Raw genomic sequence first — 24,573 nt, 5'->3', positions numbered from 1 at the left:
TCTTAAAAGACGGTTTGTTAGTTTTCCGCTATCGATTTATTTATGGTAGTGCAATGTTATATGGAAAACACCGTAGCCCGTTCATCGTCTAAATCAAAAGACACCGTGAGTCCGTGGAAGCATTTTATGTCCGGCGTAGTTGAAATGCTGCCGCTCTGTTTGTCCGTGGTGCCCTGGGGTATTCTGGCTGGTTCTATGGCTATCCAGTCGGGATTATCTGTTGGCCAAAGTATCGGGATGTCGGCGATTATTTTCGCGGGAGCCGCGCAACTCGTCTCGCTAGGGTTGCTCATGTCTGGGGCGAATGTCGCGACGCTATTAATCTCCGTTTTTTTTATCACCGCGCAGCACCTGATATATGGCCTGACGCTGCGTGAATATGTTTCAACGTTGAAATTAAGAAAACGTCTTCCTATCGGGTTTTTATTATCGGATGAGCTTTTTGCACTTAGTGAAAAGAAAGACAGGAAGAACAACGTTAGCACCAGCTATTTAATCGGTGCGGGTTTCACCTTTTATATTTTCTGGAATATCTTTAGTATTCTTGGCGTGGTCATGGCCTCATCTGTGCCTGATTTGGATAAGTATCACCTTGATTACTCTATCGTTGCCACGTTTGTCACCATCGTTGTGCCGATGATAAAGAAGATCAGTACCTTCTCTGGCGTCCTGTTTTCTCTGCTGCTGTCGATGACATTGACCTATTTCAAGGTAGAAGGCGCCATTGCTATCGCCGGCGTCGGCGGCATGTTTTTCTCTGTGTTCATTGCATCTGTGCTTAAGGAAGAAAAATGAGCTGGTTATTGATATTCGTTCTGGCAGGGATTGTGTTTTTTAATCGCTATATTTTTCTCGAACCCGCTGTGCCGGTAAAAATTCCGGTTTTACTCCATCGTGCATTAAAGTATTCAGCACCTTGTTTACTCACGGCGATTTGCGGACCGATTATTTTAATGGACCACGGCGTGATTCGCGCCTTTCCTGATAACCCGTATTTTCTCGGCGCGATAGTGAGTGTCGTGATTTCATTTTTTATCAGAAATATTGTGGGCGCGGTGCTCTTGAGTATGCTGGCTTTTTATCTCATTGCCGGGTTGCTGTAATCCACGTCATTCTTCCAAAAGAAAAAGCCCGCAATAAAGTGCGGACTCAGACTGTTGACAAACCTATTTGCCGAACGAAAACGGGAGTAACGGAATAGAAGAGTAAAGCGTTTGCGCCATGGATGGCGCAAGCCGAGCGCACAGGGATGTGTTTACAGCGTCTTTACGATCTATCCGTTACTGCCGCTCAATGAGCTTTGTTAGCCCCCAAAGCCCGCAATAAAGCGCGGGCTTCGGACCATCCGTAATCTTTAATCAGTTCAAAAAGGCTGGCTGATTCTTTTCATACTCGGTGATAGACGCTTCGTGTTGCAGCGTCAGGCCGATGCTGTCTAACCCGTTGATCATGCAGTGACGGCGGAAGCTGTCGATTTCGAACGGATAGCTTTTGCTGCCCGCCTGAACGACCTGATTTTCCAGATCGACCGTGAAGGTAATACCTTCCTGACCGTCAACCAGCTTGAACAGTTCGTCCACTTCTTCATCGCTCAACTTCACCGGCAGCAGCTGGTTATTAAACGAGTTACCGTAGAAAATATCGGCAAAGCTCGGGGCGATAACGACGTTGAAGCCGTAATCGGTCAGCGCCCACGGCGCGTGCTCACGGGAAGAACCGCAGCCGAAGTTTTCCCGCGCCAGCAGGATACTCGCCCCTTTGTAATGCGGCTGGTTCAGCACAAACTTAGGGTTGGGCTGTTGGCCCGCATCGTCCAGAAAGCGCCAGTCGTGGAACAGATGTTGTCCGAAACCGGTACGCGTTACCTTTTGCAGAAACTGCTTGGGGATGATGGCGTCGGTATCGACGTTAGCGGCATCCAGAGGAACCACCAGACCTGTGTGTTGGGTAAATTTAGCCATGTCGGTTTCTCTCTTAATTCAACTCGCGGACGTCGGCAAAGCGACCCGTCACTGCGGCAGCCGCAGCCATTGCCGGGCTGACCAGATGGGTGCGACCCGCGCGACCCTGACGGCCTTCAAAGTTACGGTTGCTGGTTGATGCACAACGCTCGCCAGGGTTCAGGCGGTCATTATTCATCGCCAGACACATAGAACAGCCCGGTAAGCGCCACTCAAAGCCCGCTTCGATGAACACTTTATCCAGCCCTTCCAGCTCTGCCATCGTTTTTACCGGGCCGGAGCCAGGTACGACGATAGCCTGAACGCCAGCGGCAACTTTGCGCCCTTTGGCGATTTCTGCTGCTGCGCGCAAATCTTCAATGCGCGAGTTGGTGCAGGAACCAATGAAGACTTTATCGATCTTCACGTCGGTCAGTTTAATGCCGGGTTGCAGATCCATATAGGCCAGCGCTTTGGCAGCGGAGGCGCGTTCTACCGGATCGCTGAAAGAGTCAGGGCTAGGGATTTCCTGATTGACGGCGATAACCTGACCGGGGTTAGTACCCCAGGTAACCTGCGGCGCGATCTGCGCGGCGTCCAGCGTGACGATCGTATCGAACTGCGCGTCATCATCGGATTTCAGCGTGCTCCAGTACGCAACAGCGGCATCCCAGTTGGCATCTTTCGGTGCAAACTGGCGGCCTTTCAGGTAGTTGAAGGTTGTCTCGTCCGGCGCGACCAGACCTGCTTTCGCACCCATCTCAATCGCCATATTACACAGCGTCATGCGGCCTTCCATGCTCAGCGCACGAATAGCGGTACCGCAGAATTCAACCACATGACCGGTGCCGCCTGCGCTACCGGTTTTACCGATGATCGCCAGCACGATGTCTTTCGCGGTGATGCCGTGTGGTGCATCGCCGGTGACTTCAATCTTCATGGTTTTGGCGCGACCCTGTTTCAGGGTTTGCGTCGCCAGCACATGTTCTACTTCCGACGTACCGATACCGAAAGCCAGTGAACCAAACGCGCCGTGCGTTGCCGTGTGTGAGTCACCGCAGACGATGGTCATACCCGGCAGCGTCATCCCTTGTTCAGGGCCGATAACGTGAACAATGCCCTGATACGGGTGGTTCAGGTCATACAGTTGAACGCCGAATTCTGCACAGTTCTTGATTAACTCCTGCATCTGAATGCGGGCCATCTCCCCACTGGCGTTGATGTCTTTGGTTTGCGTGGACACGTTGTGGTCCATGGTCGCGAAGGTTTTCCCCGGTTGACGAACCTTACGGCCCATCGCTCGCAGGCCGTCGAAGGCCTGTGGGGAAGTCACTTCGTGTACCAGATGTCTGTCGATATACAGCAGCGGCGTTTCGTTCGGCGCTTCATGAACCACGTGTGCTTCGAACAATTTTTGATATAACGTCTTACCCATGGTTATGCCCCTTGCGCGACAAAACGCGCAATCACGTCGCCCATTTCATTGGTACCGATCGCGCTGCCGGTGCTTGCCAAATCGGCAGTACGATAGCCTTCAGCCAGTGCGGTATTAACGGCTTTTTCGATCGCCTCTGCGGCATCGTCTGCACCCAGGCTGTAGCGCAGCAGCAGTGCCAGCGACAGAATCTGTGCAATCGGGTTGGCAATATCTTTACCAGCGATATCTGGTGCGGAACCGCCAGCTGGTTCGTACAGGCCAAAGCCTTGCTCGTTCAGGCTGGCAGAAGGCAGCATGCCCATTGAACCGGTAATCATGGCGCACTCGTCAGACAGAATGTCACCGAACAGGTTAGAACACAGCATCACGTCAAACTGAGACGGATCCTTAATCAATTGCATTGTCGCGTTATCGATATACAGGTGGGACAGCTTCACATCCGGATAGTGCTGTGCGACTTCGTTGACGATCTCGCGCCACAGAATCGAGCTTTGCAGCACATTGGCTTTATCGATAGAGGTCACGATGCTGCGACGCTTGCGAGCGGATTCAAACGCGATATGCGCGATGCGCTCAATTTCGAAACGGTGATAGACCTCGGTATCGAAAGCACGTTCATACTGGCCGCTACCTTCACGCCCTTTTGGCTGACCGAAGTAGATCCCACCTGTCAGTTCGCGGACGCACAGGATATCAAAGCCTTTGGCGGCGATGTCGCTACGCAGCGGACAAAACGCTTCCAGCCCCTGATACAGGCGAGCAGGACGCAGGTTGCTGAACAGTTTGAAGTGCTTACGCAGAGGCAATAACGCACCGCGCTCTGGCTGTTCTGCCGGTGGCAGGTGTTCCCATTTCGGGCCGCCCACGGAACCAAACAGAATCGCATCGGCCTGCTCACAGCCTACAACGGTCGCCTGCGGCAGCGGTGTGCCCTGACGGTCAATGGCGATACCGCCAACGTCATATTCGCTGGTGGTAATGCGGATGCCAAAACGCTGACGTACCGCATCCAGTACTTTATGGGCCTGCGCCATTACTTCTGGGCCAATGCCGTCTCCGGGTAAAACGGCGATATGGTAGCTCTTTGTCATCACACTGTTTCCTGACTGTTTTGTTGTTTGCTATCGTTTTGTTGTTGGTTACTGTGCTGCTGCAGACGTTGAATTTCTTTTTCTACCTGCTGAGCACGTTTGATGTTGTTTAATACATTTACCATTGCCTGCGCGGAAGATTCAACGATATCCGTTGCCAGACCGACGCCGTGGAAACGACGCCCTTGATAATCCGCGACAATATCAACCTGACCCAGCGCATCACGGCCCTGACCTTTGGCGGTCAGTTGGTATTTAACCAGCGAAACCTGATAACCCGTAATGCGGTTGATTGCCTGATAAACGGCATCCACTGGGCCATTACCCGTCGCGGCTTCTGATTGGGTTTCTTCGCCGCAGATCAGTTTGACAGAGGCGGTTGCCATCACGCTGGAGCCGGACTGAACGCTGAAATAATCCAGATGGTAGAACTCAGGCTCTTCCTGCTGACGGTTGATAAAGGCCAGCGCTTCCAGGTCGTAATCAAAAACCTGACCTTTCTTATCCGCCAGTTTCAGGAAGGCAGAGTACAAATCGTCCAGATTGTAGTCGCTGTCCTGATAGCCCATCTCTTCCATGCGGTGTTTCACTGCCGCGCGACCAGAACGGGAAGTCAGGTTCAACTGGACTTCTTTCAGGCCGATGGATTCCGGCGTCATGATTTCGTAGTTTTCACGGTTCTTCAGCACACCATCCTGGTGAATACCAGAGGAGTGGGCGAAGGCGTTGGCACCCACAACCGCTTTGTTGGCAGGAATGGGCATATTGCAAATCTGGCTGACCAACTGGCTGGTACGGTAGATTTCCTGATGATTGATGTTGGTGTGCACATTCAGGATGTTATGGCGGGTTTTGATCGCCATGATGACTTCTTCCAGTGAACAGTTACCCGCACGTTCGCCGATACCGTTCAGTGTGCCTTCTACCTGACGAGCGCCTGCATGCACGGCTGCCATGGCGTTGCCGACAGCCAGACCCAGATCGTCGTGAGTGTGAACAGAAATGATGGCTTTATCGATGTTGGGAACGTGTTGGTACAGAGAGGCGATGATATTGCCGAACTCATGCGGCATGGTGTAGCCGACGGTGTCAGGAATATTGATGGTGCGAGCACCGGCATTGATGGCGGCTTCAACCACGCGACACAGGTCTGGGATTGGCGTACGACCCGCATCTTCGCAGGAAAATTCAACGTCGTCTGTGTAGTTACGCGCGCGTTTGATCATGTAAATGGCGCGTTCGATCACTTCATCCAGCGTGCTGCGCAGCTTGGTGGCGATGTGCATCGGTGAGGTCGCGATAAAGGTGTGAATACGGAACGCTTCTGCGACACGCAGCGCTTCTGCGGCGACATCGATGTCTTTCTCAACACAACGGGTCAGGCCACACACACGACTATTTTTGATGTTGCGGGCAATCGTCTGAACGGATTCAAAGTCGCCGGGAGAGGACACAGGAAAGCCAACTTCCATGACATCAACGCCCATACGCTCCAGGGCGAAGGCAATTTGCAGCTTTTCTTTTACACTCAGACTGGCCTGTAAAGCCTGTTCACCATCGCGTAATGTGGTATCGAAAATAATGACTTGCTCGCTCATCGGTTTAGTTCCTTGTCGTGTCTACTTGTACTTGGCGCTCGGCGAGTAAAAAAAAACCCGCGCATCAGCGCGGGTTTTTGTATCGTGTGGCGAGAAACTTAGTTCTGAACTCTGCCCACAAACCTACCGCGCAAGAAGGATGCGTTTAGTAGTAGGCCTAGTAGGACGGTAAAATTGAACATGGTGTCTCGTCATCTAAAATTCGGTGTTCCTTTATTGGTACTCTATTATCAGGGTTATGTCAACGTTTGATTGGTGTGACGTGCGTCAAGTAAACCAGCGATAGCCAGCGGCGAATGAACGAAAGATCGTTGCGGTTTTGAACAATGACGGTAGACTGCACGCCAAATAATGTACAGCTGTACGCTGAAACGCTGTCAAATTCTTCCCCTTAGAAATTCTTTACAGATGAATAATCATTTACAGCCATACCATGTGGTGCACCGGGTCCAAGACCGAATCAATCACTGCGCAGGCCGTATTACGTTGCGCGAGTGGACGCCTGCGGGCGAACAGCAACTCACCTGGACACAGGCCGGGCAGCGCATTCAGCGCATTGCCAGCGCGCTCTTAGCGCTGGGGCTGGATGTTCAGGAACGGGTTGCGATTTTCTCTCATAATTCAATGAACTGGTCGCTTGCCGATCTGGCTCTGCTGCATCTGCGTGCGATCAGCGTGCCAATCTATGCCACGAATACGGCATCGCAGGCGGCGTTCATTATCAATGATGCGGATATCCGTACGATATTCGTCGGTGGTCAGGAACAGTTGGATGCGCTGCTGGCGCTGCGCGATACGTGCCCGCAGTTGCGAAACATCATCGTGATGGATGAGGGCGTTAACCTGCGCGGTAGCGACATTGTGCAATCCCTGTGCGAGTTTGAAGCGCAGGCGGTAGACGATTTCTGGCGTGAGGAATGGCAAACGCGCATCGACAGCCGCGATCTCAACGATCTGTTTACGCTGATTTATACCTCTGGCACGACGGGTGAACCGAAAGGCGTCATGCTGGATTACACCAACATGGCGATGCAGCTAAAGCTGCATGACGATCGTCTGGATATGTCAGAAAACGACGTATCGCTCTGTTTCTTGCCGCTTTCCCACGTATTTGAGCGCGCATGGAGCTTTGTCATTATGCACCGTGGCGCGCAGAACGTGTACCTCAGTGATACGAATCTGGTGCGTGCTGCGATGCAGGCGGTGAAGCCTACCGTGATGTGTGCCGTACCGCGTTTTTATGAGAAAGTTTACAGCGCCATCCATGAAAAAGTGGCGCAGGCACCGTGGTATCGCCAGCGTCTATTTAACTGGGCTCTTGCGCAGGGGCAACATGCTTTTCTGGCGAGCCAGTCTGAGAAGAAGGGCGGTCTTTTCCGCCGCGTGATGCATCGCTATGCAGACCGACTGGTGTTAGGGAAACTGCGCCAACTGCTGGGGGGCGAAATTCGCTTTATGCCAGCTGCGGGCGCGCGACTTGATGACAATATCATCCTGTTTTTCCGGTCGATCGGAATTCGTATTATCTATGGTTACGGCATGACCGAAACCTGTGCCACGGTTTCCTGCTGGGAAGAAGGCCGCTTCCGCTTAGGCTCTATTGGTACGCCTCTGCCGGGAATTGAGGTCCGCATTGGTGAGGAAAAAGAGATTCAGGTACGCGGCGCAACTATCATGCGAGGCTATTTCCATCGTCCGCAGGAAACTGCAGAAACCTTTACCGAAGACGGCTGGTTGAAAACTGGCGATGCGGGGGAACTGGATACCAACGGTAACCTGTTTATTACCGAACGGTTGAAAGATCTGATGAAAACTTCGGGCGGTAAATATATTGCACCGCAGCATCTGGAAGGCACGCTGGGGCAGGATCGCTTCATTGAACAGGTTGCGATTATTGCGGACACGCGCAAGTACGTGTCTGCGCTGATTGTTCCCTGTTTCGAGGCGCTGGAAGAATATGCACACTCCATCAACCTGAAGTACCACGATCGTCTGGAACTGCTGCGCCACAGCCATATTATTGAGCTGTTCGAGCGGCGTCTGCGGGAGATGCAGAAAGATCTTTCCCGCGTTGAGCAGGTGAAGAAATTCACACTGCTGCCTGTGCCGTTTTCGATGGCAGAAGGGGAGCTGACGCCAACGCTCAAGCTGCGCAGGAAGATCATTAACCAGCGTTATCAACTGGAAATTGATGCGATGTACGCAGAGTCTTGATGATATCGTAGGCCGAGAAGCGCGTTTCCTGAAAAGAAATGTGGATTTTCGGCCTCAATATTTCACTCTGTAATTTGTGGCCTTTATGGACGATCTCTCAGGTCTGAAGGTTCCCAGTTAGTATTTTATCTCAGTTCCTTTTTCCCTCACGTTTGATTTCCCCTAGTCCCAATTAAGAGCGGTGGTTTTTTGCCGTTTGTCTGCGCCATAATCTGGCGTTATGTTAATGGGTTATTAGCAATCCTGTAATATTTCGTATTGTTGTACTAAAAGTTAACAGTATTAACACAACGTGAGCGCGGGGATTTTCCCCGGTCAATACAGAAGCGGATTCCGCTTTCTGAACAAAAGAGGCAGACCCATGGAGATGTTGTCAGGCGCCGAAATGGTGGTCCGATCGTTGATCGATCAGGGCGTAAAACATGTGTTCGGTTATCCGGGCGGTGCGGTGCTGGATATTTACGACGCCCTGCATACGGTTGGCGGTATCGAGCATATTTTGGTGCGGCATGAGCAAGGTGCGGTACATATGGCGGATGGCTATGCGCGTGCGACGGGTGAGGTCGGCGTCGTGCTGGTCACGTCCGGTCCCGGTGCGACCAACGCGATTACCGGTATCGCGACTGCCTATATGGACTCCATTCCTATGGTGGTGTTGTCCGGTCAGGTTGCGACTTCGCTGATTGGCTACGATTCCTTTCAGGAATGCGACACGGTGGGGATTTCCCGGCCTATCGTTAAGCACAGTTTTCTGGTCAAGAAAGCGGAAGATGTCCCGACGATCCTGAAAAAAGCATTCTATCTGGCATCAACCGGACGCCCGGGGCCTGTGGTGGTCGATCTGCCGAAAGACATCATGAATCCGGCGAATAAGCTGCCGTACGTTTATCCAGAAAGTGTCAGCATGCGCTCCTATAACCCGACGGTTCAAGGGCACAAAGGGCAGATTCGTCGTGCGCTGCAAACGCTGCTGGCAGCAGAAAAGCCGATTATCTACAGCGGTGGTGGCGTGATTAACGCGGAGTGCCACGAAGAACTGCTGACGCTGGCGGAAAAACTTAACCTGCCAGTGACAACCTCGCTGATGGGGCTGGGCGGTTTTCCCGGAACGCACCGTCAATGCCTCGGCATGTTGGGGATGCACGGGACGTATGAAGCCAATATGGCCATGCATAACGCCGATGTAATTTTCGCCGTCGGGGTGCGCTTCGACGACCGTACGACGAACAATCTGGCGAAGTACTGTCCGAATGCGACGGTACTGCATATTGATATCGATCCTGCGTCGATTTCCAAAACGGTCAATGCTGATGTTCCCATCGTTGGCGATGCCAAACAGGTATTAAGCCTGATGCTGGAGTTGCTGGCACAGGATGGCGCACAGCAGCAGTTTGATGCGTTGCGTGACTGGTGGCAGGGTATCGAACAGTGGCGTGGGCGTCACTGTCTGAAATACAGCACCGAAGGCGACAAGATTAAACCGCAGGCGGTCATTGAAACGTTGCATCGGCTGACCGAAGGCAAAGCCTATGTGGCATCGGACGTCGGTCAGCACCAGATGTTCGCCGCGCTGTATTATCCGTTCGATTTACCGCGCCGCTGGGTGAACTCCGGTGGGCTGGGTACGATGGGCTTTGGCCTGCCTGCGGCGTTGGGTATCAAGCTTGCGCTGCCGGAAGAAACGGTGATTTGCGTAACGGGCGACGGCAGTATTCAGATGAATATTCAGGAACTTTCTACGGCGCTGCAATATGATCTGCCTGTGGTGGTCATTAACCTGAACAACCGCTTCCTCGGTATGGTGAAGCAGTGGCAGGACATGATTTACTCTGGCCGCCATTCCAGTTCTTATATGGAATCATTACCAGATTTCGTCAAGCTGGCTGAAGCGTACGGTCACATCGGGATTTCTATCGATACGCCGGACGAACTGGAAAGCAAGCTGTTGCAAGCGTTGGCACAGAAAGACCGTCTGGTGTTTGTTGATATCAACATCGACAGCAGCGAGCATGTTTACCCCATGCAGATTCGCGGCGGGGCGATGGATGAAATGTGGTTGAGCAAAACGGAGAGGACCTGATCATGCGGCGGATTTTATCAGTATTACTTGAGAATGAATCAGGTGCCTTGTCACGTGTCGTCGGCCTGTTTTCACAGCGTGGCTACAACATCGAAAGTCTGACGGTGGCACCCACCGAAGACCCAACGCTATCTCGTATGACTATTCAGACAGTAGGCGATGAGAAAGTGCTGGAGCAGATCGAAAAGCAACTGCACAAGCTGGTGGATGTCCTGCGCGTTAGCGAACTGGGGCAGGGCGCGCATGTTGAGCGTGAGATCATGCTGGTGAAGCTACAGGCTACAGGCTATGGCCGTGAAGAAGTGAAACGCTGCGCCGATATTTTCCGCGGTCAGATCGTGGATGTCACCGCCTCGCTTTATACCGTACAGCTTGCTGGCACCAGCGATAAACTGGACGCATTCCTCAGCGCCGTACGGGAAGTGTCTGAAATTGTTGAAGTGGCACGCTCTGGTATCGTCGGCGTATCGCGCGGCGATAAAATCATGCGTTAATCGACTTTTCGCTGCTTTTTCTTTTAAGAGGCCCGATAATAGTATCGGGCCTTTTTATTTCCCTTATCTTATATAGACACAATATATTCAGCTTAAAAGACATCCATTATTGGTATGGCAGCTTGAAATATGTCAGTAACGTGATAAAAGCAGTTGCCGTACAAAAGCTTCTGCTGTTAGATCTACGCCATATCCATGATGATTTTATGGTCATCACACTATTTATTGAGCCGGCCTACTTATTTTCCGGCCTACTAAGGGGTTACCGTGAAACTGGATGAAATCGCGCGTCTTGCGGGTGTTTCACGCACGACAGCCAGCTATGTCATTAACGGGAAAGCAAAACAATATCGCGTCAGCGATAAAACCGTTGAGAAAGTCATGGCTGTCGTCAGGGAGCACAACTATCATCCCAACGCCGTCGCGGCTGGATTACGTGCCGGGCGCACGCGTTCAATTGGTTTGGTTATTCCCGATTTGGAAAATACCAGTTATACACGCATCGCTAATTATCTGGAGCGTCAGGCCAGACAGCGCGGATATCAGCTATTAATTGCGTGTTCAGAAGATCAGCCTGACAACGAGATGCGGTGTATTGAGCACCTGTTGCAGCGCCAGGTTGATGCGATTATTGTTTCTACCGCATTACCGCCGGAACACCCGTTTTATCAACGTTGGATAAACGGCAGTCTGCCGATTATTGCGTTAGACAGGGCGTTAGATCGTGAGCACTTCACCAGCGTGGTGGGGGCCGATCTTGAAGATGCTGAAATGCTGGCACAAGAATTAAGAAAAATGCCTGCTAAATCGGTACTTTATCTTGGTGCCTTGCCTGAGCTTTCCGTCAGTTTCCTACGTGAGCAGGGGTTCCGTCAGGCGTGGGCGGGCGATCCGCGCGAAGTGAATTACCTTTATTCCAATAGTTATGAACGTGTGGCTTCCGCTGCTGCGTTTATGGATTATTTGAAAGATAATCCTATGCCCGAAGCCTTATTCACGACCTCATTCCCGCTATTGCAGGGAGTGATGGATGTTAACCTGAGGATCAACGGGCGTTTGCCGAATAATCTGGCTATCGCGACCTTTGGGGACAATGAGCTGTTGGATTATCTAGAGTGCCCAGTCTTGTCTGTCGCTCAGCGCCATCGTGAAGTCGCGGAACGCGTACTGGAGCTGGTGTTGGCCAGTCTGGATGAACCGAAAAGGCCGAAGCCTGGTTTGAATCGTATTCGACGTAATCTCTACCGTCGTGGTTCACTGAGCCGCGCGTAATTCTCTGTCTGCATTTCTGCGCCATAGTCACTATGGCGCTTCTTCTTTACTCAATGTCAATTCGCTACTTAATCTCAATTCGCTTTTATGGCAATGCGACCCGGAATAGCCGACGGCAATATTCCAGAAAGTAGCCATATATCACGCCCGTCACCATCGACACCACCAAATTACTGGTAACAGCGGTCAGGATTTGTGCAGAATTCGCTCCGATAGACCAGAGAATAATGGCGTAAACTGGGGATTGGAAGCTGACATAGGCAAACAGATCGGCGACGCTGCGCACTAGGAAATGCTCACCGCCGTGACGTCTGGCCATATTCAACACGCGATCGCGGTAAAGCCCATACGGCCAGGCAATAGCAATATTGACGGGGATAGATAACAAGCGTGAAGACAGCGATTGCTCGACGCTCATATCGGAAAGCATGATTTCTATCGCCATGCCAGTGATAAAACAATAGACAACGAGTGCAAAGGTATCGGCGGTGGCACTTCGCAATCGTGACGTCGGGGAAAACATTCCTGGTTGCTCCATTCTTAGGGCGGATAAACTGGTGTAATGGATTTATGTGGTTTTTTGTCATGCATTATTTTATTTGTATAGTGTACATCACTGAATGATTGGCTTTGTACTAGGTAAAAATATTTATTTGTGAGTGTTTTTTATACTTTCCCGCTACTTTATGTCTGCTCGGTAACTTTCCCGTTTTTTTATCGCGACAAGGGATTTAAAGTTTTTTAAAAACAAATCGTTATGATTTTTTGGGGGAAGGCCTTTCTGCGAGGGAAGGAATTGCATTAAAGCATTAAAGGAAGTGAGTCGATGACCGATAAAACAGGGTTGCTTGTGTTGCCCCATTTTTAATGCGTCTTTGGATATGGGGACGCTCAATTTATTCGGCGCGTTTCCTGAACCTACTTTTCTTTTCAGGAAGCCGCATGCGTCAGTAGGGCATCCATCAACGTAAATCGGCTGATTAATGAAGAATCGGTGGTGTTGATGTTAAAAATGTAACATTGAGTAGATGTTAACAGCTACGGTATGATGCTGCAGGTTTGTATAAGCCTTGGTATTCAGGGTGTTTGGCTTGGTAAGACTATTCTGAAAACGGCTGTCTTTGGTATCAGCTTGTGACAATAAAAATAATCGATATACCGGAGTTGGTGGCTATATGTTTGCAATATTCCCGTTCTGCTATGGATTTTCCTCAAATTATCATGATGTTAATCTTTGTTAATTCTGACTCCTTATTCCTTTTACCTCTATGACGGCCCCAATTCATTCAGGAATAATCCCAAAGCGCGTCCGCTCTGGCTTGACAAGGTTTTCATACCCTCCGTACACTCTTAAAGGTGGGATTTTGTGGGGTAAAGTGGTGAAAAAGGTGATGGAGGGGTAACTCAGGTATGTTTCGTGGAGCTACGCTGGTTAACCTCGACAGTAAAGGGCGCCTTGCTGTGCCTACCCGATATCGGGAAATGCTGAACGGGGAATCACAAGGTCAAATGGTTTGCACCATTGACCTGCATCAGCCATGCCTGCTGCTTTATCCCTTACCTGAATGGGAAATTATTGAACAAAAGCTATCGCGCTTGTCGAGCATGAACCCTGCTGAACGTCGTGTTCAGCGTTTGCTCTTGGGGCATGCCAGCGAGTGCCAAATGGATAGTGCAGGGCGTTTGTTGATTGCGAATACGTTAAGGCAGCATGCGGACCTCAAAAAAGAAGTGATGCTAGTCGGGCAGTTCAACAAGTTTGAGCTGTGGGATGAACAGACTTGGTATCAACAGGTCAGGGATGATATTGACGCTGAACAATCGACTCAGGAACCTTTGTCTGAGCGGTTGCAGGATCTATCGCTATAGCCATGCTGGAAAATTATAAACATACCACCGTCCTGTTGGATGAGGCAGTAAATGGCCTGAACATCCGCAGCGGCGGCATATACATCGACGGCACATTTGGCCGTGGTGGTCATTCTCGTCTGATTCTTTCCCAACTGGGGCCGGAAGGACGTCTGTTAGCTATCGATCGCGATCCTCAGGCAATTGAAGCCGCCAAGGCGATTGACGATCCTCGTTTCTCTATTATTCACGGGCCGTTTTCCGCGATGGCGGAGTATGTTGCGGAACTCGGGCTGACCGGTCAGATCGATGGCGTTCTGCTCGATCTTGGCGTTTCTTCTCCTCAGCTTGATGACCCTGAACGGGGGTTTTCATTTATGCGCGATGGCCCGCTGGATATGCGTATGGATCCGACGCATGGTTTGTCCGCCGCTGAATGGCTGATGAAAGCGGAAGCTGACGACATTGTCTGGGTCTTGAAAACGTTCGGCGAAGAGCGTTTTGCCAAGCGTATTGCTCGCGCCATTGTGGAACGTAATCGTCTCGACCCGATGACGCGGACAAAAGAACTCGCCGAATTGATCGCTGCCGCTAGCCCGATTAGAGAAAAGCATAAGCATCCGGCAACGCGCAGTTTTCAGGCGATCCGCATTTATATTAATAGCGAACTGGAAGAGATCGAACGTGCATTAGAAGGTGCATTGAGCGTACTGGCTCCGCAGGGGCGTCTGTCGGTGATCAGCTTTCACTCGTTAGAAGATCGGATTGTGAAACGGTTTATTCGCCATCAGAGCCGTGGGCCACAGGTGCCAGTTGGTCTGCCGTTAACGGAAGAACAGTTGCGTAGCCAAGGCGGGCAGACGTTAAAAGCTGTCGGCAAGAAACTGATGCCTTCGGAAGCAGAAGTGGCGGAAAACCCACGCGCGCGCAGTTCTGTTTTGCGTTTCGCGGAGAGACTGCCAGCGTGATAGGTAACGAGCGGCATACGCTGGTCGGCGTCATCGGTGAGGATTTGCTGCGTCATGCAAAGCTCCCAGTGTTGCTGATGGTTGCCGTGCTGGTTTCTGCGATCTTTGTGGTTACAACGGCGCATAAGACGCGCTTGCTAACAGCCGAACGCGAGCAGCTTCTGCTGGAACGTGATGCGTTGGATATCGAATGGAGAAACCTGATCCTGGAGGAAAACTCATTAGGGGATCATAGCCGTGTGGAGCGGATCGCGACAGAAAAACTGCAAATGGGGCACGTTGATCCGTCACAGGAAAACATTGTGGTTAAGCAATGAACTAAATAGGCAACCAGCTAAGCATGAAAGCAGCCCGTACAGGAAAGTTAAAGCGCCAGGAAGATCAAGCCAGCTTTGTTAGCTGGCGTTTTGCGTTGCTTTGCGGCTGTATTCTGCTTGCGATGGTTGGCTTGATGGCGCGTGCGGCTTATCTTCAGGTCATCAACCCAGATAAACTGGTACGCGAAGGGGATATGCGTTCTTTGCGCGTACAGGAAGTACCAACGGCACGCGGCATGATAAGCGATCGTGCTGGCCGTCCTTTGGCCGTTAGCGTGCCAGTGAATGCCGTCTGGGCCGATCCGAAAGAAGTGAACGATCGTGGCGGTATTACGCTGGATACGCGCTGGAAAGCACTGTCTGATGCGCTTGATATTCCGTTGGATCAGTTGGCAGCGAAGATCAATGCTAACCCTAAAGGCCGCTTTGTTTACCTCGCGCGTCAGGTGAACCCAGCCATTGGCGAATACATTCATAAGCTGAAGCTGCCGGGTATTAATCTGCGGCAGGAATCTCGCCGGTATTATCCTTCTGGGCAAGTGACTTCTCACCTCATTGGTTTCACCAATATCGATGGACAGGGCATTGAAGGGGTTGAGAAAAGTTTTGACCGCTGGCTGACCGGGCAACCTGGTGAACGAACCGTGCGTAAAGACCGGTTTGGCCGCGTGATTGAAGATATCTCCTCTGTTGACAGTCAGGCTGCACACAATCTGGCGCTTAGCATTGATGAGCGTTTGCAGGCGCTGGTTTACCGCGAACTCAACAACGCCGTTGCTTTTAACAAAGCGGAGTCAGGAACGGCAGTACTGGTCGATGTGAATACGGGCGAAGTGCTGGCGATGGCGAATAGCCCGTCTTATAACCCGAACAATTTGGCGGGTACGCCGCAAGACATTATGCGTAACCGAGCGATTACCGACATTTTCGAACCCGGCTCTACCGTTAAACCAATGGTGGTAATGACGGCGCTACAGCGCGGGGTCGTGAAAGAAAACAGTGTGCTCAGCACCCTACCTTATTACGTGAATGGCCATGAGATCAAAGACGTGGCGCGTTACAGCGAATTGACGCTGGCGGGTGTGCTTCAAAAGTCGAGTAACGTTGGCGTGTCTAAGCTGGCGTTAGCGATGCCTTCCTCTGCGCTTGTAGATACTTACGCGCGCTTTGGATTAGGAAAAGCGACCAATTTGGGATTGGTCGGAGAAAGCAGTGGCTTATACCCTCAAAAACAACGGTGGTCTGACATAGAGAGGGCCACCTTTTCTTTCGGCTACGGGCTGATGGTAACACCGTTACAGTTAGCGCGAGTCTACGCCACGATTGGCAGTTTCGGTATTTATCGTCCGTTGTCGATTACCAAAGTTGATCCCCCCGTTCCAGGCGAGCGTGTCTTCCCTGAGGCGTTGGTACGTTCCGTGGTGCATATGATGGAAAGCGTGGCACTGCCCGGCGGCGGCGGCACCAAGGCGGCCATCAAAGGTTACCGTATCGCGATTAAAACCGGTACTGCCAAGAAAGTTGGCCCAGATGGCAAGTACATCAACAAATATATTGCCTACACGGCGGGTGTGGCACCTGCCAGTAACCCACGTTTTGCTCTGGTTGTCGTGATTAACGATCCGCAGGCAGGGAAGTACTACGGCGGCGCGGTTTCTGCGCCAATCTTTGGCGCCATCATGGGCGGCGTTCTGCGTACGATGAATATCGAACCGGATGCGTTGCCGACAGGCGACAAAAACGAGTTTGTAATTAATAGAGAAGAGGGATCAGGTGGCAGATCGTAATTTGCGCGATTTACTTGCGCCGTGGGTGCAAGACACTCCGGCGTGCGCGCTGCGGGAAATGACATTAGACAGCCGCGTTGCGGCTGCCGGGGATCTGTTTGTCGCGATTGTCGGGCACAAAGCAGATGGACGGCGCTATATTCCGCAGGCAATTGCGCAAGGCGTAGCAGCGATTATTGCCGAAGCAGAAGGTGAAGCCGCTGATGGCACCGTTCGCGAAATGCACGGTGTGCCAGTGGTATATTTCAGCAATCTGAACCAGCGGCTTTCCGCGCTGGCAGGCCGTTTTTATCAGCAGCCTGCGGAAACGTTACAGCTGATTGGCGTAACGGGAACGAACGGGAAAACGACGACGACTCAGCTTCTGGCGCAGTGGAGCCAGGCACTAGGCGAAACGAGTGCGGTGATGGGCACGGTAGGCAATGGCCTATTGGGTCGGGCGATTCCGACAGAGAATACGACAGGGTCTGCTGTCGATGTTCAGCAGGTGCTGAGCCAGTTGGTAGAGCAAGGTGCGACCTTCGCCGCAATGGAAGTGTCCTCCCACGGTCTGGTGCAGCATCGTGTGGCTGCGTTGCCGTTTGCGGCGGCGGTGTTCACTAACCTGAGCCGCGATCATCTTGATTACCATGGCGATATGGAAAGCTACGAAGCGGCCAAGTGGGCGCTGTTTGCTGAACATCGCGTTGGCCAGATGATTATCAATGCTGATGATGAGGTTGGTCTGCGCTGGTTGGCGAAGCTGCCGGATGCGGTTGCTGTCACTATGGAAAACAATCTTGTCCCCGGCTGCCGTGGGCGCTGGCTGAAAGCGACACAGATTGATTATCACGATAACGGCGCCACGATTGCGTTTGATTCAAGCTGGGGGCATGGCGAAATTGAAAGCCGCCTGATGGGCGCGTTTAACGTCAGCAATATGCTGCTGGCGCTGGCAACGCTGCTGTCTCTGGGCTATCCGCTCGATCAATTGGTTATCGCGGGTTCTCAACTGCAACCGGTATGTGGCCGCATGGAAGTTTTCCATGCTGAAGGAAAGCCAACGGTCGTTGTGGATTACGCCCACACGCCAGACGCGCTGGAAAAAGCGCTTGAAGCGGCGCGTTTGCACTGTCAGGGGAAACTCTGGTGTGTATTTGGCTGCGGCGGCGATCGTGATAAAGGTAAGCGCCCACTTATGGGCGGCATCGCAGAACAGTTGGCCGACCGCGTTGTGGTGACGGATGATAACCCGCGCAGTGAAGAGCCTCAGGCGATTGTGGCCGATATTCTCTCTGGGCTGCTGGATGCGGGGCGCGTTCAGGTGATTCACGGACGTGCTGAAGCAGTCACCAGCGCGATCATGCAGGCGCAGGAAAATGACGTGGTGCTGGTTGCGGGTAAAGGGCACGAAGACTACCAACTGGTTGGCAATCAGCGTCTTGATTATTCCGATCGCATCACCGTTGCCCGCCTGCTGGGGGTAATTGCATGATTCGCGTCTCCTTGCAACTGCTTGCCACGGTGCTGAATGCACAGTTGATTGGCGAAGACATTGATATTGAAGATATTTCAACCGATACGCGTAAGTTGTCGTCTGGCTGCTTATTTGTCGCGCTGAAAGGCGAAAAATTTGATGCGCACGATTACGCTGCTGATGCAGTGAAAGGCGGTGCCGCGGCTCTTTTAGTCAGTAAGCACTTACATATCGATGTGCCGCAACTGCTGGTGAGCGATACGCGTGTGGCGTTGGGCCAATTAGGTGCCTGGGTTCGTCAGCAGTCAAAGGCGCGTGTTGTCGCGTTGACAGGTTCTTCCGGTAAAACCTCGGTTAAAGAGATGACGGCGGCGATTCTGCGCCAGTGTGGCTCAGTGCTGTATACCGCTGGCAACTTCAACAACGATATCGGTGTGCCGCTAACGCTGCTGCGTCTGACGGCGGAACACCAGTTTGCGGTGATTGAACTCGGGGCGAATCACATTGGTGAGATTGCCTATACCACCGATTTAGTGCGGCCGGAAAGCGCGTTGGTCAATAATCTGGCTGCTGCGCATCTGGAAGGGTTTGGCTCACTGGCCGGTGTGGCGCAGGCGAAAGGTGAGATTTTTGCGGGGTTGCCAGCAGACGGCGTAGCGATCGTGAATGCAGATAGCAACGATTTCCCGCACTGGCAGGTCATGTTTAATCATAAAACCGTGTGGCGTTTCTCGCCGCAGGCGGCTTGCGATATCGATTTTTTTGCCAGCGACGTAGACGTTTTAGCGCAAGGTACGCGTTTCACTCTTCACACGCCATTTGGCAAAACGCAGGTTCTGCTGCCTTTACCGGGTCGACATAACATTTCTAACGCACTGGCGGCGGCTTCGCTGGCAATGTCCGTCGGAGCGACGCTGGAAGCCGTTAAAGCTGGGTTATCTCAGCTTCAGGCGGTGCCGGGGCGGTTGTTTCCGATTGCGTTGTCTGAGGGCAAGTTGCTGCTGGATGACAGCTACAACGCGAATGTGGGCTCGATGACGGCGGCGGCACAGGTATTGGCTGACATGCCGGGCTACCGTGTGATGGTTGTTGGTGATATGGGCGAGTTGGGGGATGAAGCCCCTGAGTGCCATCGTCAAGTGGGAGAAGCTGCGCGTGTTGCAGGCATTGATCGCGTATTGAGTGTGGGAACATTGAGTGAATTGATCGGCACTGCCAGTGGCAATGGTGAGCATTTTCAGGATAAAGCCGCGCTGGTTTCACGTTTGAAGGTGCTGATGTCAGAACATAACGTCATCAGCGTATTGGTCAAAGGCTCACGCAGTTCTGCGATGGAGCAGGTTGTACATGCATTACAGGAGAATGCGCAATGTTAGTATGGCTGGCCGAACATTTGGCCAAACTTTATACCGGTTTTAACGTCTTTTCTTATTTGACGTTCCGCGCCATTGTCAGCCTGCTGACCGCATTGGTTATTTCCCTATGGATGGGACCGCATATGATCGCTTGGCTGCAGCGTTTGCAGATTGGGCAGGTTGTGCGTAACGAAGGGCCAGAATCACATTTCAGTAAGCGCGGCACCCCGACGATGGGGGGCGTGATGATCCTGGTGGCGATTATCGTTTCCGTTTTGATGTGGGCGAATCTGTCTAACCCGTATGTCTGGTGCGTACTGCTGGTGTTAGCTGGCTATGGCGCTGTCGGTTTTGTTGATGACTACCGCAAAGTGGTCCGTAAGGATACCAAGGGGTTGATTGCCCGCTGGAAATATTTCTGGCAGTCAGTGATTGCGCTCGTTGTGGCTTTCACCATGTATTCCATCGGCAAAGATACGCCAGCCACGCAGCTGGTTGTGCCATTTTTCAAAGACGTAATGCCGCAATTGGGCCTGCTCTATGTTGCGCTGGCCTACTTTGTGATTGTCGGCACCAGTAATGCGGTAAATCTGACCGATGGTCTGGATGGCTTGGCAATCATGCCGACCGTATTTGTTGCCGCTGGCTTTGCATTGGTAGCATGGGCAACGGGGAACATGAATTTTGCTGGTTACCTGCATATTCCGTATATCCGTCATGCCAGTGAGTTGGTGATCGTCTGCACCGCGATTGTGGGCGCGGGGCTTGGGTTCCTGTGGTTTAACACCTATCCGGCTCAGGTCTTCATGGGGGACGTAGGCTCGCTGGCGCTGGGCGGCGCGCTGGGGACGATCGCGGTCCTGCTACGTCAGGAGTTTTTGTTAGTGATTATGGGCGGCGTATTCGTGGTCGAAACGCTGTCGGTGATTTTGCAAGTCGGATCCTTTAAGTTGCGCGGGCAGCGGATTTTCCGCATGGCGCCGATTCATCATCATTATGAACTTAAAGGCTGGCCGGAACCGCGCGTGATTGTGCGCTTCTGGATTATTTCGTTGATGCTAGTGCTGATTGGCCTGGCAACGCTGAAGGTACGATAAGACATGGTGGACTATCAGGGTAAAAAAGTCGTCATTATCGGGTTGGGTCTGACTGGGCTCTCCTGTGTTGATTTCTTTCTCGCGCGCGATGTCGTACCGCGCGTAGTGGATACCCGTATCAGTCCGCCAGGTTTGGATAAACTGCCGGAGCAGGTGGAACGACACCTCGGTAGCCTGAATCAAGACTGGCTGATGAACGCAGATTTGATCGTCGCCAGCCCCGGTGTTGCGTTGGCGACGCCGATTCTGTGTGACGCTGCCGACGCTGGCATTGAGATCGTTGGCGATATCGAACTGTTCTGCCGTGAAGCGCAGGCTCCGATTGTGGCGATTACCGGTTCTAACGGTAAAAGCACGGTGACGACGCTGGTCGGTGAAATGGCGCGTGCCGCAGGCTGGCAGGTGGGGGTGGGTGGCAACATCGGCCTACCTGCACTGCAACTGCTTGAAGAGCCTGCTCAACTGTATGTACTGGAACTGTCGAGTTTCCAACTGGAAACGACGAGTAGCCTGCACGCCGCGGCGGCAACCATTCTGAACGTGACGGAAGATCACACCAACCGTTACCCGTTTGGTCTACAGCAGTATCGGGCGGCGAAATTGCGTATTTATGAACACGCAAATTTGTGTGTTGTGAATGCTGACGATGCGCTGACCATGCCAGTTCGCGGTGCGGATGCTCGCTGCCGCAGTTTTGGGGTTGATGTCGGCGATTATCATCTTAACCGCCAGCAGGGAGAAACCTGGCTGCGGGTGGATGGTGAACGAGTGCTCAATACCCGTGAAATCAAGCTGGTTGGACAGCACAATTATACGAACGCATTGGCAGCGCTGGCGCTGGCTGATGCCGTGAAGATTCCCCGCTCGTCTGCGCTGACGGCGTTGACGTCATTTACCGGGCTACCTCATCGCTTTCAAATGGCCTTTGAGCGCAACGGCGTGCGGTGGATCAATGATTCTAAAGCGACCAATGTGGGCAGCACCGAGGCCGCATTGAGCGGTTTAGCGGTAGAAGGCACGTTGCATCTGCTGTTAGGCGGTGACGGTAAATCTGCCGATTTCTCACCGTTGGTGCCGTATTTGCAGGGCGAGCACATTCATGTGTATTGCTTCGGTCAGGATGGGCAACAGCTGGCTGCGCTGCGTCCAGAAATTGCCGAGCAGACAGAAACGATGGAACAGGCGATGCGTATCATCGCCGAACGCGTTAAACCGGGTGATCTGGTGTTGCTGTCGCCAGCCTGCGCCAGCCTGGATCAGTTCCGCAGCTTTGAACAGCGAGGCGATGAATTTGCTCGTCTGGCGGAGGAGTTAGGCTGATGCGGTTCTTCGGGCTGGCGTTTATCGAACGCATCAAGAGCTGGGTTATGGGAACGCGCGAAAGCGATACGCTCAGCATTGTTCTGTACGACAGAACATTGGTGTGGTTGACGCTTGGGCTGGCCGTGATTGGTTTTGTGATGGTGACGTCGGCTTCTATGCCTGTCGGGCAGCGTCTTGCCAGCGACCCGTTCCTGTTCGCGAAACGTGATGCGATTTATCTGGGATTGGCATTTGGCTTGTCGTTAATCACCCTGCGTGTCCCGATGGAGATATGGCAACGTTACAGCCCGGTGCTGCTATTGCTCTCTATGGTTATGTTGCTTGTGGTGCTCGCGGTGGGAAGCTCGGTCAACGGTGCATCACGCTGGATTTCACTGGGGCCATTGCGTATTCAGCCTGCGGAATTATCTAAGCTGGCGCTGTTTTGCTACCTGTCCAGCTACATGGTGAGAAAAGTTGAAGAAGTACGAAATAACTTCTGGGGCTTTTGCAAACCGATGGGCGTGATGGTGGTGTTGGCGGTGCTGCTGCTGGCGCAGCCTGACCTCGGTACCGTGGTTGTTCTGTTTATTACGACACTGGCGATGTTGTTTCTGGCTGGTGCCAAGATGTGGCAGTTTCTGGCGATCATTGGTTCCGGTGGGTTTGCTGTTGGCCTGCTGATTGTGGCTGAACCCTACCGTATGCGCCGTGTGACGTCTTTCTGGAATCCATGGGACGATCCGTTCGGCGATGGCTACCAATTAACGCAGTCCCTGATGGCGTTTGGACGCGGTGAATTCTGGGGACAAGGGCTGGGAAATTCAGTACAGAAACTGGAGTATTTACCAGAAGCGCATACCGATTTCATTTTCTCCATTTTAGGTGAAGAACTCGGCTATATCGGTGTGGTTTTAGCGTTGTTAATGATATTCTTCGTCGCTTTTCGCGCGATGTCTATCGGGAAGCGAGCGCTGGAGATCGATCAGCGTTTTTCGGGCTTTCTGGCATGTTCGATCGGCGTTTGGTTCAGCTTTCAGACGCTGGTAAATGTTGGCGCGGCAGCGGGAATGTTGCCGACAAAAGGGTTAACGCTACCGCTGATCAGTTATGGCGGTTCCAGTTTGCTGATTATGTCGACGGCGATTGTGTTGTTGTTACGCATTGATTTTGAAACGCGTCTGACGAAAGCGCAGGCGTTTACGAGAGGTGCCCGATGAGTGGCGAAGGCAAGCGTTTGATGGTGATGGCTGGCGGTACGGGTGGGCATGTCTTCCCTGGGCTGGCGGTTGCGCACCACCTGATGGCGCAGGGCTGGCAGGTTCGCTGGTTAGGTACGGCGGATCGTATGGAAGCCGATTTGGTGCCTAAGCATGGTATCGAAATTGATTTTATCCGCATTTCTGGCTTGCGTGGTAAAGGTATTCTGGCGCAGTTAAGTGCGCCGATTCGTATTTTTCAGGCCGTGCGTCAGGCTCGCGCGATTATGCGCCGCTACCAGCCTGATGTGGTGCTAGGTATGGGCGGTTACGTTTCCGGCCCTGGCGGCTTGGCAGCCTGGCTGTGTGGCATTCCGGTCGTACTGCATGAGCAGAATGGCATTGCAGGGCTAACCAACCGCTGGTTATCCCATATCGCAAAAAAAGTATTGCAGGCATTTCCTGGCGCGTTTCCCAACGCAGATGTTGTGGGGAATCCGGTCAGAACCGATGTGCTGGCGTTACCTGCGCCTGAAACACGATTAGCCGATCGCTCAGGCCCTGTGAGGGTGCTGGTTGTTGGTGGTAGTCAGGGCGCAAGAGTACTGAACCAAACGCTGCCCGGTGTGGCGGCACAGCTGGGCGATCGCGTGACGATTTGGCATCAGGTTGGCAAAGGTGCGTTATCAACCGTTCAGCAGGCCTATCAAGATGTTGGGCAGACGCAGCACAAGATTACCGAGTTTATTGATGACATGGCGGCAGCTTACGCTTGGGCGGATGTTGTGGTGTGCCGTTCCGGCGCATTAACCGTCAGTGAAATTGCTGCGGCTGGGCTACCAGCGCTGTTTGTCCCGTTCCAACATAAAGATCGGCAGCAGTACTGGAATGCGCTGCCGTTGGAAAAGGCCGGTGCGGCAAAAATTATTGAGCAGCCACAGTTCAGCGTGGCGGCGGTTAGCGAGGTGCTGTCCGGTTGGGATCGCGCCACCTTGGTGACAATGGCGCAAAAAGCCCGCGCAGTGGCCATTCCAGATGCAACCGAACGGGTTGCGGCGGAAGTCAGTGCAGCGGCAGGCAGTCGGGCCACACATGTGGCTCATGGTTAATTAATACA

At 52.5% G+C, this 24,573-nt stretch carries 21 protein-coding genes; 16 read left to right on the top strand and 5 right to left on the bottom strand.

What is annotated here, in order from left to right:
• Positions 1-60 precede the first annotated feature (60 nt).
• Both DMB82_RS17210 and DMB82_RS17205 read left to right on the top strand, forming a co-directional pair.
• Positions 61-795 (top strand): AzlC family ABC transporter permease, encoded by a 735-nt coding sequence (locus DMB82_RS17210; RefSeq protein ID WP_102117373.1) that lies wholly within the window; start codon positions 61-63, stop codon positions 793-795.
• Positions 792-1,103: an AzlD domain-containing protein gene (locus DMB82_RS17205; protein WP_102117372.1), complete on the top strand. Its 312-nt coding sequence runs from the start codon at positions 792-794 to the stop codon at positions 1,101-1,103. The genes DMB82_RS17210 and DMB82_RS17205 overlap by 4 nt, the downstream gene beginning before the upstream one ends.
• 255 nt (positions 1,104-1,358) lie before the next feature.
• On the opposite strand, the gene leuD is transcribed toward DMB82_RS17205, so the two are convergent.
• The 4 genes from leuD to leuA are packed head-to-tail and all read right to left on the bottom strand — an operon-like array spanning position 1,359 to position 6,067.
• Entirely contained in the window at positions 1,359-1,961 is a 603-nt protein-coding gene (gene leuD, locus DMB82_RS17200; protein ID WP_102117371.1) for a 3-isopropylmalate dehydratase small subunit, read from the bottom strand.
• A gap of 13 nt (positions 1,962-1,974) precedes the next feature.
• Positions 1,975-3,375 carry a 3-isopropylmalate dehydratase large subunit gene (gene leuC, locus DMB82_RS17195; protein WP_010298066.1) on the bottom strand — a complete coding sequence of 467 codons (1,401 nt, stop codon included), beginning with the start codon at positions 3,373-3,375 and terminating at the stop codon, positions 1,975-1,977.
• A 2-nt stretch (positions 3,376-3,377) separates the two neighbouring features.
• Positions 3,378-4,469 carry a 3-isopropylmalate dehydrogenase gene (gene leuB / locus DMB82_RS17190; RefSeq protein ID WP_116155408.1) on the bottom strand — a complete coding sequence of 364 codons (1,092 nt, stop codon included), beginning with the start codon at positions 4,467-4,469 and terminating at the stop codon, positions 3,378-3,380.
• The gene (leuA, locus tag DMB82_RS17185) at positions 4,469-6,067 is read right to left on the bottom strand and encodes a 2-isopropylmalate synthase (protein WP_102117369.1); all 1,599 of its coding nucleotides are present in this window, start codon (positions 6,065-6,067) and stop codon (positions 4,469-4,471) included. The genes leuB and leuA overlap by 1 nt, the downstream gene beginning before the upstream one ends.
• A 408-nt stretch (positions 6,068-6,475) precedes the next feature.
• Here leuA and DMB82_RS17180 point away from each other — a divergent pair, with 408 nt between their 5' ends.
• The 4 genes from DMB82_RS17180 (at position 6,476) to cra (ending at position 12,127) form a co-directional block, all read left to right on the top strand.
• Positions 6,476-8,281, top strand: coding sequence for an AMP-dependent synthetase/ligase (locus tag DMB82_RS17180; RefSeq protein WP_116163743.1), 1,806 nt, complete (start codon positions 6,476-6,478; stop codon positions 8,279-8,281).
• A gap of 361 nt (positions 8,282-8,642) precedes the next feature.
• Positions 8,643-10,361 (top strand): acetolactate synthase 3 large subunit, encoded by a 1,719-nt coding sequence (gene ilvI, locus DMB82_RS17175; protein ID WP_102117367.1) that lies wholly within the window; start codon positions 8,643-8,645, stop codon positions 10,359-10,361.
• 2 nt (positions 10,362-10,363) lie between these two features.
• Entirely contained in the window at positions 10,364-10,855 is a 492-nt protein-coding gene (gene ilvN, locus DMB82_RS17170) for an acetolactate synthase small subunit (protein ID WP_010681718.1), read from the top strand.
• A gap of 267 nt (positions 10,856-11,122) precedes the next feature.
• A complete protein-coding gene (gene cra / locus DMB82_RS17165) occupies positions 11,123-12,127 on the top strand; it encodes a catabolite repressor/activator (protein ID WP_095700618.1) in 1,005 nt (334 codons plus the stop codon).
• Between the two features lie 85 nt (positions 12,128-12,212).
• Here cra and DMB82_RS17160 read toward each other — a convergent pair whose 3' ends face one another.
• A complete protein-coding gene (locus DMB82_RS17160; protein WP_102117366.1) occupies positions 12,213-12,650 on the bottom strand; it encodes an L-alanine exporter AlaE in 438 nt (145 codons plus the stop codon).
• Between the two features lie 887 nt (positions 12,651-13,537).
• Between DMB82_RS17160 and mraZ the strand changes: the two genes are divergently transcribed.
• The 10 genes from mraZ to murG are packed head-to-tail and all read left to right on the top strand — an operon-like array spanning position 13,538 to position 24,565.
• Positions 13,538-13,996, top strand: a complete 459-nt coding sequence (gene mraZ / locus DMB82_RS17155; protein WP_010298042.1) for a division/cell wall cluster transcriptional repressor MraZ — start codon at positions 13,538-13,540, stop codon at positions 13,994-13,996.
• Between the two features lie 2 nt (positions 13,997-13,998).
• Entirely contained in the window at positions 13,999-14,943 is a 945-nt protein-coding gene (gene rsmH / locus DMB82_RS17150; protein WP_102117365.1) for a 16S rRNA (cytosine(1402)-N(4))-methyltransferase RsmH, read from the top strand.
• Entirely contained in the window at positions 14,940-15,260 is a 321-nt protein-coding gene (gene ftsL / locus DMB82_RS17145; RefSeq protein WP_102117364.1) for a cell division protein FtsL, read from the top strand. The genes rsmH and ftsL overlap by 4 nt, the downstream gene beginning before the upstream one ends.
• Positions 15,261-15,283: 23 nt before the next feature.
• Entirely contained in the window at positions 15,284-17,047 is a 1,764-nt protein-coding gene (locus DMB82_RS17140) for a peptidoglycan glycosyltransferase FtsI (RefSeq protein ID WP_102117363.1), read from the top strand.
• Entirely contained in the window at positions 17,034-18,521 is a 1,488-nt protein-coding gene (gene murE / locus DMB82_RS17135; RefSeq protein WP_116163741.1) for a UDP-N-acetylmuramoyl-L-alanyl-D-glutamate--2,6-diaminopimelate ligase, read from the top strand. Before DMB82_RS17140 ends, murE begins: the two co-directional genes overlap by 14 nt.
• Positions 18,518-19,879 (top strand): UDP-N-acetylmuramoyl-tripeptide--D-alanyl-D-alanine ligase, encoded by a 1,362-nt coding sequence (gene murF, locus DMB82_RS17130; RefSeq protein WP_116163739.1) that lies wholly within the window; start codon positions 18,518-18,520, stop codon positions 19,877-19,879. Before murE ends, murF begins: the two co-directional genes overlap by 4 nt.
• Positions 19,873-20,955, top strand: a complete 1,083-nt coding sequence (gene mraY, locus DMB82_RS17125; protein ID WP_010298023.1) for a phospho-N-acetylmuramoyl-pentapeptide-transferase — start codon at positions 19,873-19,875, stop codon at positions 20,953-20,955. Before murF ends, mraY begins: the two co-directional genes overlap by 7 nt.
• Before the next feature lie 3 nt (positions 20,956-20,958).
• Entirely contained in the window at positions 20,959-22,275 is a 1,317-nt protein-coding gene (gene murD / locus DMB82_RS17120) for a UDP-N-acetylmuramoyl-L-alanine--D-glutamate ligase (protein ID WP_116163737.1), read from the top strand.
• Positions 22,275-23,477 carry a cell division protein FtsW gene (gene ftsW / locus DMB82_RS17115; RefSeq protein WP_102117359.1) on the top strand — a complete coding sequence of 401 codons (1,203 nt, stop codon included), beginning with the start codon at positions 22,275-22,277 and terminating at the stop codon, positions 23,475-23,477. Before murD ends, ftsW begins: the two co-directional genes overlap by 1 nt.
• Positions 23,474-24,565 carry an undecaprenyldiphospho-muramoylpentapeptide beta-N-acetylglucosaminyltransferase gene (gene murG / locus DMB82_RS17110; RefSeq protein WP_116163735.1) on the top strand — a complete coding sequence of 364 codons (1,092 nt, stop codon included), beginning with the start codon at positions 23,474-23,476 and terminating at the stop codon, positions 24,563-24,565. Before ftsW ends, murG begins: the two co-directional genes overlap by 4 nt.
• Positions 24,566-24,573 lie beyond the last annotated feature (8 nt).

Source organism: Pectobacterium aquaticum (assembly GCF_003382565.3).
Classification (GTDB): Bacteria; Pseudomonadota; Gammaproteobacteria; order Enterobacterales; family Enterobacteriaceae; genus Pectobacterium; species Pectobacterium aquaticum.
The sequence above is the reverse complement of the archived record's forward strand: the minus strand, read 5'-3'. Positions and strand labels throughout refer to the sequence as shown.

Excerpts from the sequence above, each read along its gene's own strand:
- DMB82_RS17210 (WP_102117373.1), top strand. The coding sequence starts at position 61 with ATGGAAAACACCGTAGCCCGTTCATCGTCTAAATCAAAAGACACCGTG.
- DMB82_RS17205 (WP_102117372.1), top strand. The coding sequence starts at position 792 with ATGAGCTGGTTATTGATATTCGTTCTGGCAGGGATTGTGTTTTTTAAT.
- leuD (WP_102117371.1), bottom strand. The coding sequence starts at position 1,961 with ATGGCTAAATTTACCCAACACACAGGTCTGGTGGTTCCTCTGGATGCC.
- leuC (WP_010298066.1), bottom strand. The coding sequence starts at position 3,375 with ATGGGTAAGACGTTATATCAAAAATTGTTCGAAGCACACGTGGTTCAT.
- leuB (WP_116155408.1), bottom strand. The coding sequence starts at position 4,469 with ATGACAAAGAGCTACCATATCGCCGTTTTACCCGGAGACGGCATTGGC.
- leuA (WP_102117369.1), bottom strand. The coding sequence starts at position 6,067 with ATGAGCGAGCAAGTCATTATTTTCGATACCACATTACGCGATGGTGAA.
- DMB82_RS17180 (WP_116163743.1), top strand. The coding sequence starts at position 6,476 with ATGAATAATCATTTACAGCCATACCATGTGGTGCACCGGGTCCAAGAC.
- ilvI (WP_102117367.1), top strand. The coding sequence starts at position 8,643 with ATGGAGATGTTGTCAGGCGCCGAAATGGTGGTCCGATCGTTGATCGAT.
- ilvN (WP_010681718.1), top strand. The coding sequence starts at position 10,364 with ATGCGGCGGATTTTATCAGTATTACTTGAGAATGAATCAGGTGCCTTG.
- DMB82_RS17160 (WP_102117366.1), bottom strand. The coding sequence starts at position 12,650 with ATGTTTTCCCCGACGTCACGATTGCGAAGTGCCACCGCCGATACCTTT.
- mraZ (WP_010298042.1), top strand. The coding sequence starts at position 13,538 with ATGTTTCGTGGAGCTACGCTGGTTAACCTCGACAGTAAAGGGCGCCTT.
- rsmH (WP_102117365.1), top strand. The coding sequence starts at position 13,999 with ATGCTGGAAAATTATAAACATACCACCGTCCTGTTGGATGAGGCAGTA.
- DMB82_RS17140 (WP_102117363.1), top strand. The coding sequence starts at position 15,284 with ATGAAAGCAGCCCGTACAGGAAAGTTAAAGCGCCAGGAAGATCAAGCC.
- murF (WP_116163739.1), top strand. The coding sequence starts at position 18,518 with ATGATTCGCGTCTCCTTGCAACTGCTTGCCACGGTGCTGAATGCACAG.
- mraY (WP_010298023.1), top strand. The coding sequence starts at position 19,873 with ATGTTAGTATGGCTGGCCGAACATTTGGCCAAACTTTATACCGGTTTT.
- murD (WP_116163737.1), top strand. The coding sequence starts at position 20,959 with ATGGTGGACTATCAGGGTAAAAAAGTCGTCATTATCGGGTTGGGTCTG.
- ftsW (WP_102117359.1), top strand. The coding sequence starts at position 22,275 with ATGCGGTTCTTCGGGCTGGCGTTTATCGAACGCATCAAGAGCTGGGTT.
- murG (WP_116163735.1), top strand. The coding sequence starts at position 23,474 with ATGAGTGGCGAAGGCAAGCGTTTGATGGTGATGGCTGGCGGTACGGGT.